Source organism: Micromonospora sp. NPDC047707, assembly GCF_040704235.1.
Lineage (GTDB): Bacteria > Actinomycetota > Actinomycetes > Mycobacteriales > Micromonosporaceae > Micromonospora.
In genome coordinates, this window is the sequence record NZ_JBEYSU010000047.1 from 1 (window position 1) to 14708 (window position 14708).

Sequence of the window (14708 nt, forward strand, 5' to 3'; positions counted from 1 at the left end):
CGGACGTTGTCTACCGGACCATGATCCACGACACGGAGACCTCTCTGCTGCAAACGCCTTGACACAGAGAGGTGCCGTTAGCGAGATAGTCCCGGGCCCTGGGGGAAATGGCCTCGGGTTTTACGAGGTGGTGCGCGATTAGAGTCTGGCCGTGCTCGTTTGGTCTGTTCGGGCGGGTTGTGCTACCGCTCGGCGCAGCGGTCGGATACGAGTCCCGCGATGGCGAGCATGGTTTCTTCGAAGTTTTTTCGGCGTCCGATGTAGCGTTGGAAGGATCGCCACTGTTTGGGTTCGGTGATGGCGTGTTCGACGCAGATCCGCTGTGAAGACTGGGTTTTCCGCGCAGTGTCGGGTACTGCCGCAGCAGGTCCTCGATGCCCTCGGTGCGTAGCGCGGTGACGTCGTGCATCCGTCCCGAGGCGAGTGGCCCCGCACCATAGCAGCCGGCCCGCGCTGTCGCTGATCATCGATGATTTGATGGTGTTTGTTCCTTTTTGCCCGATGCGAACGCCCGCCGACCGGGCCGGTTGGCCTTCGGCCTTCTTACCTGGACCTCGGTGCCGTCGATGCGAAGTTCGACACCTTCGGCGGCGGCGTAGGCGAACACATCAGCCAACGTACGCAGCCGCAGCCCCGGGCTTGCCGGGTACGGCGAAGCCCGAGCGGCCAGCAGCGGCCGGATCTCACCCACAGCGCGGGTGATGGTGGCCCGGTTCACCTTGTAGAACAGCGCCAGGACGGCGTGCGGAAGTTGGAAACGCAGCACCACCAGGGTGGCGATGACCCGATCGGTGAAGGTCAGGTCGTGGCCCGGGCCAGCGCCAGGGGCGCGGACCCGGTCGCCGCCGCGGCGTTCGCGCAGCCGGGATTCCTGCTGCGCGGTCCACGGCTCGGCCAGCTCGACGATCAGCTTGCCGAGCCCGCGCCGGGAGATGCCGGTACAGACACGATGCGACAAGGCCGTGCGAGCCAGTCTTGATGCCACGAGCGTGATCGTCCGGCACGGCTGGTTTCTTGATCGAACCGGGGTTGGTAAGGTACTACTACACACCGCGTCCTGAACCAAACGTTCGGGTGATGACCGTCTCTGGCACAGTGCCTCGATGCGTTGCACTGTCGAATTGGTACTCAGCTAGCGAGACGAGAATGGTGGCCTGCGGCGTTTCACTGTCGAATACCTGCCTAACGAGGGCAGCCGGATCCAGCCGGACGGGGTTGCCGGCTGCAGAAACCTCGAGGCAGTACGCGCCCTCTGTGGTCGATGCGCCGTCCGGGACCCAACGTACCTGCCGTTCCACGATCATCACTGGTGCGACCAATGCGAGGAGCTGGGAGCACAGTTGCCAGAACTCGTCGTCCGTAACCTGGGCCAGATCGGTGGACCGAAGCAACTCGTCATAGCCGGGGATGAGACGGCGCGGGTACGAGAGCACCTCCTCCGGCTCGCATAGGTCGAGGGCTTTGGCACACGCCACAAGGACTCTCTCGGCACCGCGAGCCCACTCGGCCGCCGCATCGCGCGCATCGCCGTGGTTCGTCTCCAACACGCGCGAGTCCCTCCCCATTCCGGTCGAGCAGCGAGCCACCGCCAATTGTGCACCAGGCCGTTAGTGATCTTTCGTAGCTGGTAGTTGATCGACTCGATCAGGTTGTACCCGGTATGAAATCAGGCGGAGGTCCGCGTGGTGTTCCGCTGCTCCGGCGCTCTTGGCCGGGGCATACGGTGTGACCGTCCGGAACAGGGGCCTTCGGGGAACACGTATGGGCAGGCCGTTCTTGCTCTGTGGGCTGCGAGCCGTGTTAGTAGTTGGCCGCCCCTGCGGCTGGTCCGGCTGCGCTGCGAGCGCGTATCCGTAGGTGTCGTTCCGTCCCAGCGGTTCCCCACCGATCGAGCAGCGGAGGGAGCATGTGATGGTCCGCTATATCGGCATGGACGTGCACCGCGAGTTCGCGCAGCTGGCGGTCGTCGAGGACGGGTCTCGTGCGCGACGAGGGTCGTATCGGCGTGACGGCGGAGGCGCTGCGGCAGTGGGCCGCCGGCCTGCGCAATGATGATCAGGTCGTCCACCAGCTCCCGCCCGTCGGCGAGCCGCAGCCGTACGCCCTGGGCGCTCTCCACGACGAACGGCGGGCTGCCCGGCGGCACCGCCGCGTACGGGTGCCACACGTGCGCCACGTCGACGGCCAAAATCTCCTCAGGGTTCACCCATGCCGGGGAAGCTGGTGATCACCGGATGGTCGGGGTGTTGGGTGAACGCTTCGACGGCGGCTTGGCCGAGCTGGTCGGCGTTGTCGCATTCGGTGTTGAGGGTGGCCAGCAGCGCGAGCGCCTGGCGACCCATGGCGTCCTCGACGAGCGGAAGTTGCCGCAGTTGCGGAACCCGCAGCGCCTGGTGAATCTCGGCGGCCAGCGATTCGATGCTGTGTTGGCGGCCGGCTCGTCGCAGAGCGGCGGCGATGCGGGCCGCGGTCAATTTGGCGCCGGCGGCTGGTGTCGGGGCCAGCGCGAGGATCTGGCGGGCCTCGCGGCTGGCGAGGTTGGTCACGCCGCCGCGGTGGAACGCCGCGAGAAAGCCCGGGTAGTACTCACGCAGCAGTGAACGCAGTTCTTGCAGGGCCTTGGTCCGCCGCCAGACGGCGTCTTGAGCTGCGCGGGCGAGGACCGCGATGGCGCGGGCGAGTTCACTGTCGGCAGGCAGGGACCGGTGGGCGTGTGCGTCGGTGCGCAGGATGTTGGACAGCCCCATCGCGTCGGCGTGGTCGGACTTCTTGCGCGAGTGGACCTGACCCGCTCTGACGGACATCCAAGATCAGGAGACCTGGGGTCTCCGGGAGGATGTCCAGCATTATGGAGAGCGTGGGTAAGAAGCGATCGAGGCCGCGGCGGGCGTTCACGCCCGAGTTCAAGGCCGAGATCGTCGAGCTTTGTCAGCGCGGGGACCGCACGATTGGGCAGGTGGCGAGGGATTTCGACCTGACCGAGACGGCGGTGCGGCAGTGGGTCAAGCAGGCCGAACTCGATGCCGGGACCCGGTCGGACGGGCTGACCAGTGATGATCGGGCGGAGGTGGCCCGGCTGCGGCGGGAGAACCGCAGGCTGCAAGAGGACGTCGACATCCTGAAGCGGGCCACGGCTTTCTTCGCGAGGGAGACCCGGTGAACGTGTATCCGTTCATCGAGGCGGAGCAGGCCGGCAAGCACAAACGTCAAGCGCGCGTGCGAGCTGCTGAAGGTCTCCCGGTCCGCCTACTACCAGCACGCCCGCGGCGAGTTGAGCACCCGGGCACGCGTCGACGAGGAGCTGACCGTCAAGATCCGCGCGGTGCATGCGGCGTCGAACGGCACCTACGGGTCGCCGCGTATCCATGCCGAACTCGCCGAGGCCGGACTGCGGCACGGCCGTAAGCGCATTGCCCGGCTGATGCGCGGCGACGGCGTGCGCGGCACAACACCTGGGAGGGCTGGCTGTATCTGGCCACCGTCATCGACCTGGCGTCGCGGCGGGTGGTCGGCTGGCCGTCGCCGACCACCTCAAGACCGATCTGGTCGACGCCGCCCTGACCGACGAGCTGCGGCGCCGGCGGCCCGCGGACGACCTGGTATTCCACTCCGACCGCGGCTGTCAATACACCAGCGCCCAGCACGCCCGCCTCGCCAAGCGGCACGGCGTGCGCCTATCGGTCGGTCGGCGCGGGCAGTGCTGGGACAACGCGGTGGCCGAGTCGTTCTTCGCCACCTTGAAGACCGAACTCATCCACCGGCAGGCCTGGACCACCCGCCAAGCCGCGTACCAGGCGACATTCGAGTACATCGAAGGGTGGTACAACACCCGCCGCCGGCACTCCAGCCTCGGCTTCCAGAGCCCAGTCGCCTATGAAGCCGGCACCAGCCTCGCCCCGCTACCCGCTCTCAGGATAGCGTGAAGATCAACTCATCGACCCTGTCCGTCAAAACGGGTCACGCCCATTCAGCTTGAGGTGACGGTCTGGGGTAGCCACGGTCCGGTGGTGAACAGTTGCTTGAGTACCTCGAGTTCCCCCGCCGGCGCCGCCCCGACAAGCGGCACGTCGACAAGGGATACGACTACCCCCACCTACGCCGCATGCACCGCGTTCGCGGCATCCGACCCCGGATCGCCCGCGGCGGCATCGAGACTCACAGCGGCTCGGCCGGCACGGGTGGGTGATCGAGAGGACTATCGCCTGGCTGACCGGCTACCGCTGGCTGACCACCGCTACGAGCGCAGCCCTGGCCTGTACCCCAGTGGGACACTCCCGTGATGCTCGTGCTCAGAAGGCGGCCGTCGGCAGGTCGAGCACCTCGTCGGACAGCAAGCGGATGCTGGTCAGCGCGCTGGCCAGGCGAGGTAACACCTGCCGGGCGTACCACCGGCCGACCGCGACCGTCCCGGTGAGACGGTCAACCGTCTCCTGCGTCATGCCGGTCGGCGGAGCGTGTTCGAGCTGCTCGACGGCGACCGCAGCCGCGCGAAGTAACAGCCAGCCGGTAATCAGATCACCGGCGGCCAGCAGGAGCCGTGTCGCCCCGAGTGCCGCGAGCGGCAAAATCTCCTGTTGCCTGGCCCAGTCGACAGCCGCCTCGACGGCTCTCAGCCCGTCATCGAGGAGCGCCGACTCGGGTTTCAGCGCTGCCGTGCGGGCGAGATCTGCGACGGTGCCCCGGACGTCCTCGAGCAGTCCGCGCAGTGCGCAGCCGTCATCGCGAAGCAAACGACGCTGCAGCAGGTCGAGCCCCTGAATGCCAGTAGTTCCCTCGTAGATGGTGTCAATCTTGGTATCCCGGAAGTACTGCTCGAGCGGATAGTCGCGCAGGTAGCCGGACCCGCCGAAGACCTGCAGACTCTCTGCGCCCAGCACCCGCCACGCCGTCTCCGAACACCATCCCTTCACCACAGGCAACAGCACTCTATGCCGCTGCTCGGCGTCGACGTCGCGCCGTCCCTCGACGGTGGCGATCTCGATCCGATCGAGCAACGTCGCGGTGTAGAGCACCAGAGCCCGGCCACCCTCGGCGTAGGCCTTCTGGGTGAGCAGCGACCGGCGCACGTCGGGATGCTGGCTGATCCGCACCGGCGCGGCATCGGCCGGCACGTTCGATCCGAGCGGCCGGCCTTGCTGGCGGCTGTCGGCGTACTCCAGCGCGTTCCTGTAACCGCTGGCAAGCGTCGCGATCGCCTTCAGGCCGACCATCATTCGGACGTACGTAATGATCTCAAACATCTGCCGGATTCCGGCATGCGTGTCGCCGAGCAGGGTTCCCACCGCCGGCTTCTCTGCCCCGAACACAAGTTCGCAGGTGGGTGTGGCAACCACACCCATCTTGTGCTCCAGGCTGGTCGCCACCACGCCATTGCGTCCCCGCAACTCCCCGGTTTGCGGGTCGTGCAGGTGCGACGGTACGACGAACAGGGACAGCCCTTGGGTACCCGGACCGCCGGCATCGGGAACACCGACCGGTCTGGCGAGGACCAGGTGAACGACGTTTTCGCTGGCGTCGTGTTCCGCCCAGGTGATGAAGCGTTTCGTGCCGCTCAGGTGCCAGGTACCGTCGGGTTGGAGCACCGCCCGGCACCGGGCGGCACCCACGTCGGACCCCGCGTCCGGCTCAGTAAGGACCATCGTCACCGTCCAGCCACGCTCGGTGATCAACTCGGCGAGCCGGCGCTGGTCCGGTGTACCGTGCCGCCGCAGCAGGCTGGCCACCTGCGGTACCAACTGAGTGCACATCGCCACGGCGGGATTCGCGCCCAGAGCGAACTCGGTGACTGCCCAGCGCAACGACGGGGGCACGTGTATGCCGGTCATGTCCGCCGGCAGGTCGAGCCGGAGCCAGTCCGAGGCCAGATGGTCCTGGATCGCGACGGCGAGTTCGGCCGGCACGCTTACCTCATGGGTGGCGGGATCCAACCGCACGGGGATCCGCTCGCCAGCGGCGAAACTCGGGGCCAGCCGGGTCCGGGCGAATCGTTCCGCCTCGGCCAACGCCTCGCGCGCCGTGGGCTCGTCGAGTTCGGTGTACGGTCGCCGACCGTACACCGCGCTGGTCTGGAACACGTCGAACAGCAGGAATTCGGTTTGCCATCGGTCGCTGCGGTAGTGCGTCACTCGTCTGCTCCACTGAATCAGGGTCACGAGTAGTAGCGGAAGATCAATTGCGCGACGCAGGCGGGCTTGTCACTACCCTCCACCTCGACAACCGTGTCCAGGGTGAGCTGCACCCCCGGGCCGCGGATGTCCTCGGCGTCACGCAAGGTCACACCCAGCCGAACGCGGGAACCGACGGGTACCGGCGCGGGGAAACGAACCTTGTTCAAGCCGTAGTTGACCTTCGTTCGGGCATCGCGCACGTCCAGCACGGTGATCCACATGGGTACGACCATTGCGAGGGTCAGGTAGCCGTGCGCGATGGGCTGACCGAATGGACCCGACTTGGCCCGCTCAGGGTCGACGTGAATCCACTGGTCGTCGTCGGTGGCGTCGGCGAAGACGTCGATGCGCTTCTGGTCAATCTGGAACCAGGGGCTGTACCCCAGGTCGGTGCCGGCGAGTTCCGCCAGCTCGGCCATGCTCACAACCTTGGTGTTCACGCTCTCTCCTCTGCCTCGGGCCGTGTGGTCGAACGATCGGTGAAGGTGGTCCGGAGGTACGCCTTGCGGACCTTTCCGCTAGCGGTCCTTGGAAGTTGGTCGACGAAGCGCACGTACCGGGGAATCTTGTAGCGGGCCAGTCGATCATTTAGGTGACGTCGCAGCTGCTCTTCGTCCAGGGTCGTCCCGACCTTCAGCAACACGAAGGCGGCACCGACCTCGCCCCATCGCTCGTCAGGTACGCCAATGACCGCACTGTCGGCCACCTCGGGAAGTTGCGCGATCACGCTCTCGACCTCGGCGGGATAGACATTTTCGCCGCCCGAAATGAACATGTCCTTGACCCGGCCCACCACGTAGGTCCAGCCGTTGCTGTCGTAGCGCACGACATCACCGGTACGGAACCACTCGCCGTCGAAGCTGGCCGCGGACTCATCGGGGCGTTTCCAATAACCCCGAAAGACGTTCGGCCCGCGCACGAGCAGCTCGCCTTCGGCCGGAGGATAGATACATCTACCACCGGCGTCGACCACCCTGTTGTCGGTGAAGAAGTGCGGCACGCCGGTCGAGCCCGGCCGGTCCGCAGCACCTTCGGGAAGCGCCATGACAATGCCTGGAGCCGCCTCTGTCATGCCGTACCCTTGGAGGATCTCGACGCCTCGTTCCTGCCAGGCCCTCGCGATTCGCAGGTTCACGGGAGAACCGCCGTAGATCACGTAGCGCAAGGACCTGAGGTTCGCGCCCGACCAGTCGGGGTGCTCGGCAAGCATCTGCAGCATCGTCGGCACCGCCGAGAAGGCGGTGATGCGTTCCTCGGCGATCACACGCAGGACCCAGGCCGGATCGAACTTCGGCGCCACGACGAGGGTCCCACCCTTGAACAGGACGGGCATGCTGACCAGTCCGAGCCCCGTGACATGGAACAGGGGCGCGATGCAGAGCGCCACGTCGTTGCCGAGGACGTCCACGTGAGCCAACTGGTTCATTGTGTTGAACGTGAGATTCCCGTGCGATAGGATCGCACCCTTCGGTCGGCCGGTCGTGCCGCTGGTGTACAGAAGCAGTGCATCATCGTTCAGCGCCACCTGCCTCTCAGGCAGGCGGACGTCGGTGGCGGCGAAGAGGCTCTCGTAGGTGACGGCACCCGGCAGCGCCGCCGTCGGGTCGAGCGACACGACGGTGCGGACTCCGCTGCCGTACGGCTCGGCGGCAGCGGCCAGTGCTGCGGTCTCTCCCGAGTGGACGAGCACCGTCGAGCCGCTGTCCGCCAACATATATGTGATCTCTGCACCGGAGAGCCGGGTGTTGAGCGCGACGAAGACCGCTCCGAGTCGGCCTGCGGCGAAGAAGGTTTCGAAGGTCGCGATGTCGTTCGGGCCGAGGTAGGCGATCCGGTCCCCCTGGCGTACACCGCGTGCCGCCAGCGCGGATGCAAGCGTGTCCACTCGGCGCGCAAGCTGGCCGTAGGTCAAGACACGGCCAGCCTGCCGGAGTGCCACCATGTCGGCAGACATCCGGGCGCGGCGCATCGGCCAGCTACCGAGACCGATATCAGACACCGGTGCTCCTTGCCAGGCCGAGGACCCGAGCCGCGTTCTCCTTCATGACAAGCGGTCGAACCTCGGGCTTGATCGTCAGCTGGTCGAAGTCGGCGATCCACCTGTCTGGTGTGATAAGGGGAAAGTCCGAGCCGAACAGTACCTTCCGCTTCAACAGCCCATTGATCGCCCGGACCAACTGTGGAGGGAAGTACTTTGGCGACCACCCGGAGAGGTCGATGAAGACGTTGGCCTTGTGGGTGGCGCTGGCGATCGCCGCGTCCTGCCAAGGCACCGACGGGTGCGCCATGACGATCGTCAGGGTTGGGAAGTCGGCGGCTACGTCGTCAATCAGCATGGGGTCGGAGTACGCCAGCTTGATGCCCCGCCCGCCGGGCAGCCCGGCACCGATCCCGGTCTGACCGGTATGAAAGATGATCGGTAGTTCGAGCTCGGTGGCCGCTTCATACAGCGGGTACACCGCCGGGTCGTTGGGGCGGAATGCCTGCAGCGACGGGTGCAGTTTGACCCCCCGCGCGCCCGCGGCGGCATACTCACTGAGCCGCACGACGGCCTCGCCGTCACGCGGATCGACCGAACAGAAGGGGATCAGCACGTCGCGGTGTCGTCCCGCCTCCGCAAGGATCTCCATGCCGTTCAGAGCCGGGTGGCCGGTGGCGGTGTGCGCGTCGACCGTAAAGATCACGGCGGCCAACTGCCGTGCCCGGTAGAACTCAGCGATCTGCTCTATTGTCGGAGCCCGGTTGTCGGAGACCTTGAAGTGCTCGCTGGAGGCGTTCAGCAGCTCGCCGTCGAGGGCGAGGTGACCGTGCCCGTCGGCCTCGACGTGGACATGGGTATCGATCGCCCGCACGGCCGAAAGGTCGATGCTCATTTCGGCGCCTCCGGAAGGTTCGGGCCGACCGGCTGATGGGCTGGAGCGAACATCGACGGCCACGCGGCAGCGATCGCCTTCGCGTCCCAGCCGCCGTCCTGGAACCCGACCGCCACCTCGGACGGATGCGACCACAGCGCCAGCCTGTCGCCGCCGATGCCGATCGCCTGCCCGGTGATCCCCGCAGCGGCGTCCGAGGCCAGGAAGGCGACTAGCCCGGCGACATCTACCGGGCCACCGAACCCCAGCTCCCTACGCGCGAACGCGGGTAGCTCCTCGCCGCGATCCAGCGCATCGACGTACTGTCGCAGGGCCGGAATCGTCCTCGTCATCTCTGTGGCGGCGACCGGAACGACCGCGTTCACCGTAATGTTCGAACGCGCCAACTCGAGGGACCAGGTCCGAACCATGCCGACAATTCCGGCCTTCGCCGCGGCATAATTGGTCTGCCCGAAGTTGCCCAGCTGGCCAGTCGGCGACCCGATGCAGATGATCCGGCCGCCGTCGCCCTGTTGACGCATTTTGATCGCTGCCGCGCGCACCCCCGTGAACGTGCCCCGCAGGTGCACATCGATGACTGTGTCGAAGTCGTCGTCGGACATCTTCCACAACACGGTGTCGCGCAGGATCCCGGCGTTCGCCACGAAGATGTCCAACCGGCCGAAGTGCTCGACTGCCCGGTCGATGAGGGTCGCGGCTGATGCGGACGGGCCGGCGGGAACAGTGCACGACACCGCTCGCCCACCCTCAGCGGCAATCAATTCGACCGCTGCGTCGGCAGCGGCGGCGTCCACGTCGTTGACCACGACCGCGGCTCCGGCGGCGGCGAGTGCCTGGGCGTACGCCAGACCGAGGCCACGGCCGCTACCGGTGACGATGGAAACTTTGCCGGCGAGACCAAGCTCAGCGCTGCCGGGCGAGGGCGTATTGCTGCCAGATGCCATGATCACAAATTCCTTCCGTCGGTGAAGCCGTACGCGATCCCTGCCGGGCATGGCACGGCCTTACGCCTCAAGCTGTCTTCGCCGCTGTCCCAGTGGGCTGCGGCACACGCGACTCGGACTGGTAGTCGGCGCCGCGAAGGATCTCCGCGGCATTGTCGACCGGTGGGTAGATCAACCGATTGATCGATCGCTTGAGGTCCTTGGCCGGCTCGCCGACGGACTGCACATCCCGGTCCCAGCCGGAGGTGAACACGGCTCCGGCCCCTCCAAGGTCGAGGCACGTCACGTACGGGTCCGGGGTGAAGGCGACTCGCGGCAGACCCAACAGGTCAGCGGCTGCGTTCCGTCCGGCATGCTTGCCCATCGCGTGGGCATGCTGGCAGCTCTGCATCGCCCGATGGTTCGACTCGACGCGAGCGGCAGCGACGTCGCCAGCGGCGTAGACCGCCTCGACCCCGCTGACGCGCAGGTCCGAGTCGACCTTCAGTCGGCCGAGTTCGTCTCGCTGTCCAGGGATTGCACTGGTCAACGGATTCGCCCGCATCCCGGCGGTCCATGCCACGGTGCGAGTCGGGATCGTCGTGCCATCGGACAGGCGTACCGACTCGCTGTCAAGCCCGGCAAGCGTGGTCCCGAGACGCTGACGGATCCCGAGCTCGGCGAGCGCCTTCTCGATGACGGGTCGCGGACCGGGACCGAGTTCGGGGCCCACCACGTCCGCTCGCTCGACGAGAATCACCTCCACCTCGTCGGCGGCGCCGATCGGATCGGCAATCGCGTGCAACCGCCCGACGAGCTCGGTGGAAAGTTCGAGGCCGGTGAAACCAGCTCCCACCACGACAGCGGTGAACCGCCCCGGACCGGCCGGCCGGGTGGCGAGGTTCTTCAGGTGGGTGTCGAGAGCGACCGCCGCAGGCAACGTGTCAATGTCGTACAGAAACTCGGCCCCAGGTAGGTCTGGTCGCACGAGTTCACTCCCAACTGCAATTACCAGGCGGTCGTACGGCAGGGGCGCGGCGGTGCCATCGGCCATCTGGACGACCGCCGTGCGTGCGGCGGTGTCGATCTCGGTGACCATGGCTTGAACCTGGTGGACGCCGATCGGGGCGAGGATGCGATCCAGCGGGACGCACATGTCCTCGGGACTCGCCTCATAAAGCCGAGGTCGAATGACCATGTGGTCACCGGGTGCGACCAGAGTGATCGTGAGATCATCTGGGAGAACGCCGGCCTCGTAGCGAAGGCGGGCGGCGGCGGCAGCGCTCCAGACGCCGCCGAATCCGCCACCGATAATCAAAACCTGTGACATGTGACTTTCCTTTCGCGATCGCGACACGATCAGTATCACGAGCCTTTCCGACCTAGCAGAATGGAATTCTTTCATGCGGAACAGGTTCTATCCTTGCTTCCGCGCTGCCCCCGGCCACGCTCACTGCCGTCGGCGATGACGCCAGCGGCCGCTTTCAGTGCCGCTGGTGATGACGCCCGCGGCCGAACCCAGCGACTGCCACGGCAATGAGCAAAGCGGCACCATTGAAGACCTGGCTCACCCAGGCCGGCGAGCCGGCGAGCGTCAGCCCGCTCACGCTGACCGCGACGAACAGAATTCCGATGACGGTGCCCAAGACTGACGGACGCCCGATGTCGATGACGATGGTACTGAGGAAGACTGCCGTCAATGCGGGAAAGAGCATGCCCATGCCGTTGTCGGACGTGGCGGAGCCCTGACGGGCGAGCAGCAGGACGCCAGCGACTCCGGCGGTGAGACCGGACAGGGTGAACGCGACGAGCTGGGTCCGAGCGACGTCGATCCCGGTGAGGCGAGATGCGTTGGCGTTGGAGCCGATGGCGAACAAGCGCCTGCCCAGGGGCGTCTGGTCCATGACGAACCAAACGATCACTGCGATGATCGTGGCCGCCAGAACGATCCGCGGCACGCCGAGCCAGGTAAAGGAGCCCAGGTCTGTGAGCGTCGATGGGATGTCCTTGGTGATCTGGATGCCGTCGGTGTAGGCGAAAATGGCCCCGCCCAGCAGCGTCGCCATGCCGAGTGTCGCGATGAACGGATTCATCCCGAATTTGGCGACGAGCAGCCCTAGGACGACGCCGACGAGAATGCCAGAGACCAGCGCGAGCAGCACAGACACGGGAAGCGGCAAGCCGAAGCGGGAAAGACTGGTGGCTGCCACCACAGACGTTGAAGCCGTCACGGCACCCACGGAGAAGTCGAAGAATCCGGCGGCCATGGGAAACAGTAGGGCCAGTGCGACGACGAGACCAACCGCCTGGTTCGCGAGGAGTGCCTGGACGTTGGTCGAACTACGGAACGCCTCGCCCGACTGTGGCAGCGACGCGAAGACGATGATCATACCGATCAGCAGAACGAGCAGTCCGTACCGCTCAACGACGAGCTGGCCTCTGCCGGGCCGGGGCGGGAGGAACGAGCCGCGCTTTCCTGGGCGACGATCGGCCTGCCGAGGTGGCAGCCGGTCTGCCAGTCCATCCGTGTCGACGCGACTGTCGATACTGCTCATGTTAGGGCCCTTTCCGATCGATGTGCGCAAGGTGAGCGATGTTCTTCTCAGTCAAATCGCCGCCGTTGAGCTGGGCGACGCTGCGACCGGCACGAAGGATGACAACGCGATCGCACAGTGCCTCAAGTTCCTCGAAGTCCGACGACACCACAAGGGCCGCGTTGCCCGCCGCAACGTGTCGGTGAACCTGCTCGTGAATGTCGGCACGAGACATCACGTCCACTCCCTGAGTGGGCTCGTCTAGCAGCAGCAGTCGAGGATTGGTGCGGAACCACCGAGCCAGCACGGCCTTCTGCTGGTTGCCGCCGGAAAGTGTTCCGAACGGGACGGATGGAGTCGCAGCCTTGACGTTGAAGGCACGCATCAGGTGGGCCGCGTCCCGTTGCTCCGCCTTCCGCGCCATCCGCCAGCCCGACCAGTATTTGCGAATCACGGCGGCCGATAGGTTTTCTGACAACGGACGATCCGAGTAGGCCGCATCGCGGGTACGGTCCTCGGGCACCAGCGCGACCCCGTGGCGCATCGCGTCCGTGACCGATCGAATCTCCACTCCCGCGCCATCGATCTCGACCCTGCCCGCCTCGACCGGAAAGTCGCCGAAGAGCGCCCTCAAGAGCGTTGAGCGGCCCGACCCGAGCAGGCCGCCGATTCCGACGATCTCACCCTGACGGACATCTAGCTCGACGTCCCGTAGTGGCCCCGCCGAGAGGCCAGTAACCCGCACCAGGCGTCTGGTTCCGATCCCGTCCCGCCGCGCACTGCGGAGGCGATCGGCTGCCTTGCCTGCCATGAGCTCCACAATCCCCGCCTCGTCCAAATCGGTAGCGGCGGAATCGGACACCACGACGCCGTCGCGAAGTACCGACACGTGGTCGGCGATGCTCAGGACCTCGGGCAACCGGTGGCTGACGTAGATGATCGTCTGGCCCTGCGCGCGGCAGCGCCGGATCGCCTCAAGGAGCAACCCGGCCTCGTGACCTGGCAGACTGGCTGTCGGCTCGTCCAGCACCAGCGTCGTTTGGCTGCCATGATCGCTGTCACGCAGCGCGCGGGCGATCGCCACCAGGGTCTGATCGCTCGGTCGCAGGTCTCGCACCCGGCTGCGCGGATCGATTTTCAGCTGCCATTTCTCCATATGCACGCGCGTCGTGTCATGGAGCCTGCGCCACGAGATCGCCGGTCCGAAACGCCGTGGGTAACCGCCGTCCAGCGCGAAGTTCTCGCTGACGGTCAGATCGGGGACGAGCCCCAAATCCTGGTGGACGAAGCGAAGGCCGGACGAGCGTGCCAGATGGCTGTTCCAGCTCTCCGCAGCCGCCGCGCGAGCATGGACGGCGATAGTGCCACCACGGTCAGCGCTGTAGACACCGGCGAGAATCTTCAGAGTGGTCGACTTGCCCGAACCATTGCCACCGAGCAGGGCGTGCACGGACCCTTGCCGTACCCGCAACCGAAGGTCGGTCAACACTCGCACGCCGTCGAAGGTCTTGTTGATGTCAGTCAGCTCGACAGCCGCGCCTGACTTCATCGCGCTACACCCCCCACAATTTCCGGTAACGGTCCCGGAAGTCGACCGGGCCTTCGTAGTTGGCGCCTTCCGCCGGGAGGTTGCGGTCCTTGTCGACGATCTGGAAGCCGGATCCCGAGGGCACGACGGGCTGGCCGTTGAAGGCTCGGTTGAGCGCATCGATGGTGCCGTACGCTCGGTAGCCGTTCGATCCGCCGATGCAGACCTGCTCCCCCTTGCCGCTGCGGATGTAGTCGAGGTTCTCCAACTGGCACTCTCCGCCGACAACCGCGAGGTTGGGCCGGTTCGCGGCCACCAATGCCTGCTGAACACCCGCGACGAAGAAGAAATTGACGTCGACGGCGACTGCGGTGGCGGACGGCACCTTCAACAGAGCGCTCTCGAACTTCTGGCGTAGCTGTGACACGTCGGCGGGAGCGACCTTCAGCGTGCCCACCACCTCGCACCCGCCACAGGCGGCAATTCCCTCCCGGAAGCCCTCGGACAGGTATTCACCGAAGGTCACTCCGTGGAAGGCGACGTGGAGGATCTTTGCGTTACCTCCAGTCTTGTTGATCATAATGTTCGCTCGGAGGCTGCCGAGCTGTCGGTAGTAGTCAGCGATGCCGGGCGATTCCGGCAGATGCCGTGCGGGCGCGTCGAAAAGCGCCGACCCCCCGCCC

General features: G+C 66.2%; 14 protein-coding genes and 3 pseudogenes. 4 read left to right on the top strand and 13 right to left on the bottom strand.

Going from position 1 to position 14708, the window contains the following annotated elements; all coding sequences use genetic code 11:
- Positions 1-463: 463 nt before the first annotated feature.
- From AB0873_RS29020 to AB0873_RS29035, 4 genes and pseudogenes are all read right to left on the bottom strand, one after another.
- Complete coding sequence (locus AB0873_RS29020; RefSeq protein WP_366603685.1) at positions 464-1114, bottom strand: transposase family protein; 651 nt, start codon at positions 1112-1114, stop codon at positions 464-466.
- Positions 1044-1547, bottom strand: a complete 504-nt coding sequence (locus AB0873_RS29025) for a hypothetical protein (RefSeq protein ID WP_366603687.1) — start codon at positions 1545-1547, stop codon at positions 1044-1046. The genes AB0873_RS29020 and AB0873_RS29025 overlap by 71 nt, the downstream gene beginning before the upstream one ends.
- Positions 1548-2056: 509 nt before the next feature.
- Positions 2057-2206, bottom strand: a pseudogene (locus tag AB0873_RS29030) (adenosylmethionine--8-amino-7-oxononanoate aminotransferase BioA); the annotation flags it as partial.
- A complete protein-coding gene (locus tag AB0873_RS29035; protein ID WP_366603689.1) occupies positions 2196-2804 on the bottom strand; it encodes a transposase in 609 nt (202 codons plus the stop codon). The gene AB0873_RS29035 and the pseudogene AB0873_RS29030, both read right to left, overlap by 11 nt.
- A 53-nt stretch (positions 2805-2857) precedes the next feature.
- On the opposite strand from AB0873_RS29035, the gene AB0873_RS29040 reads away from it, so the two are divergent.
- The 4 genes and pseudogenes from AB0873_RS29040 to AB0873_RS29055 all read left to right on the top strand — a co-directional run.
- A complete protein-coding gene (locus AB0873_RS29040; protein WP_366603690.1) occupies positions 2858-3160 on the top strand; it encodes a transposase in 303 nt (100 codons plus the stop codon).
- 111 nt (positions 3161-3271) lie between these two features.
- Positions 3272-3448: pseudogene (locus AB0873_RS29045) on the top strand (IS3 family transposase); the annotation flags it as partial.
- Positions 3449-3512: 64 nt separating this feature from the next.
- Complete coding sequence (locus AB0873_RS29050) at positions 3513-3923, top strand: integrase core domain-containing protein (protein ID WP_366603717.1); 411 nt, start codon at positions 3513-3515, stop codon at positions 3921-3923.
- A 119-nt stretch (positions 3924-4042) separates the two neighbouring features.
- Positions 4043-4218, top strand: a pseudogene (locus AB0873_RS29055) (IS5/IS1182 family transposase); the annotation flags it as partial.
- 71 nt (positions 4219-4289) lie between these two features.
- Here AB0873_RS29055 and AB0873_RS29060 read toward each other — a convergent pair.
- The 9 genes from AB0873_RS29060 to AB0873_RS29100 form a co-directional block, all read right to left on the bottom strand.
- Positions 4290-6152 (bottom strand): acyl-CoA dehydrogenase, encoded by a 1863-nt coding sequence (locus AB0873_RS29060; RefSeq protein ID WP_366603691.1) that lies wholly within the window; start codon positions 6150-6152, stop codon positions 4290-4292.
- A complete protein-coding gene (locus AB0873_RS29065) occupies positions 6149-6607 on the bottom strand; it encodes a MaoC family dehydratase (protein WP_366603693.1) in 459 nt (152 codons plus the stop codon). Before AB0873_RS29065 ends, AB0873_RS29060 begins: the two co-directional genes overlap by 4 nt.
- A complete protein-coding gene (locus AB0873_RS29070; RefSeq protein ID WP_366603695.1) occupies positions 6604-8166 on the bottom strand; it encodes a long-chain fatty acid--CoA ligase in 1563 nt (520 codons plus the stop codon). The genes AB0873_RS29065 and AB0873_RS29070 overlap by 4 nt, the downstream gene beginning before the upstream one ends.
- Positions 8159-9040, bottom strand: a complete 882-nt coding sequence (locus tag AB0873_RS29075; protein ID WP_366603696.1) for an amidohydrolase family protein — start codon at positions 9038-9040, stop codon at positions 8159-8161. The genes AB0873_RS29070 and AB0873_RS29075 overlap by 8 nt, the downstream gene beginning before the upstream one ends.
- Entirely contained in the window at positions 9037-9984 is a 948-nt protein-coding gene (locus AB0873_RS29080; RefSeq protein ID WP_366603698.1) for an SDR family NAD(P)-dependent oxidoreductase, read from the bottom strand. Before AB0873_RS29080 ends, AB0873_RS29075 begins: the two co-directional genes overlap by 4 nt.
- Positions 9985-10051: 67 nt before the next feature.
- Positions 10052-11293 (bottom strand): FAD-dependent oxidoreductase, encoded by a 1242-nt coding sequence (locus tag AB0873_RS29085; protein WP_366603699.1) that lies wholly within the window; start codon positions 11291-11293, stop codon positions 10052-10054.
- Between the two features lie 154 nt (positions 11294-11447).
- On the bottom strand, positions 11448-12518 hold the full coding sequence (locus tag AB0873_RS29090) for an ABC transporter permease (RefSeq protein ID WP_366603700.1): 1071 nt from the start codon (positions 12516-12518) through the stop codon (positions 11448-11450).
- A gap of 1 nt (position 12519) precedes the next feature.
- A complete protein-coding gene (locus AB0873_RS29095; protein ID WP_366603702.1) occupies positions 12520-14046 on the bottom strand; it encodes a sugar ABC transporter ATP-binding protein in 1527 nt (508 codons plus the stop codon).
- Between the two features lie 4 nt (positions 14047-14050).
- Positions 14051-14708, bottom strand: a 658-nt coding sequence (locus tag AB0873_RS29100) for a hypothetical protein (RefSeq protein WP_366603704.1), incomplete at its 5' end; no start/stop codon positions are given.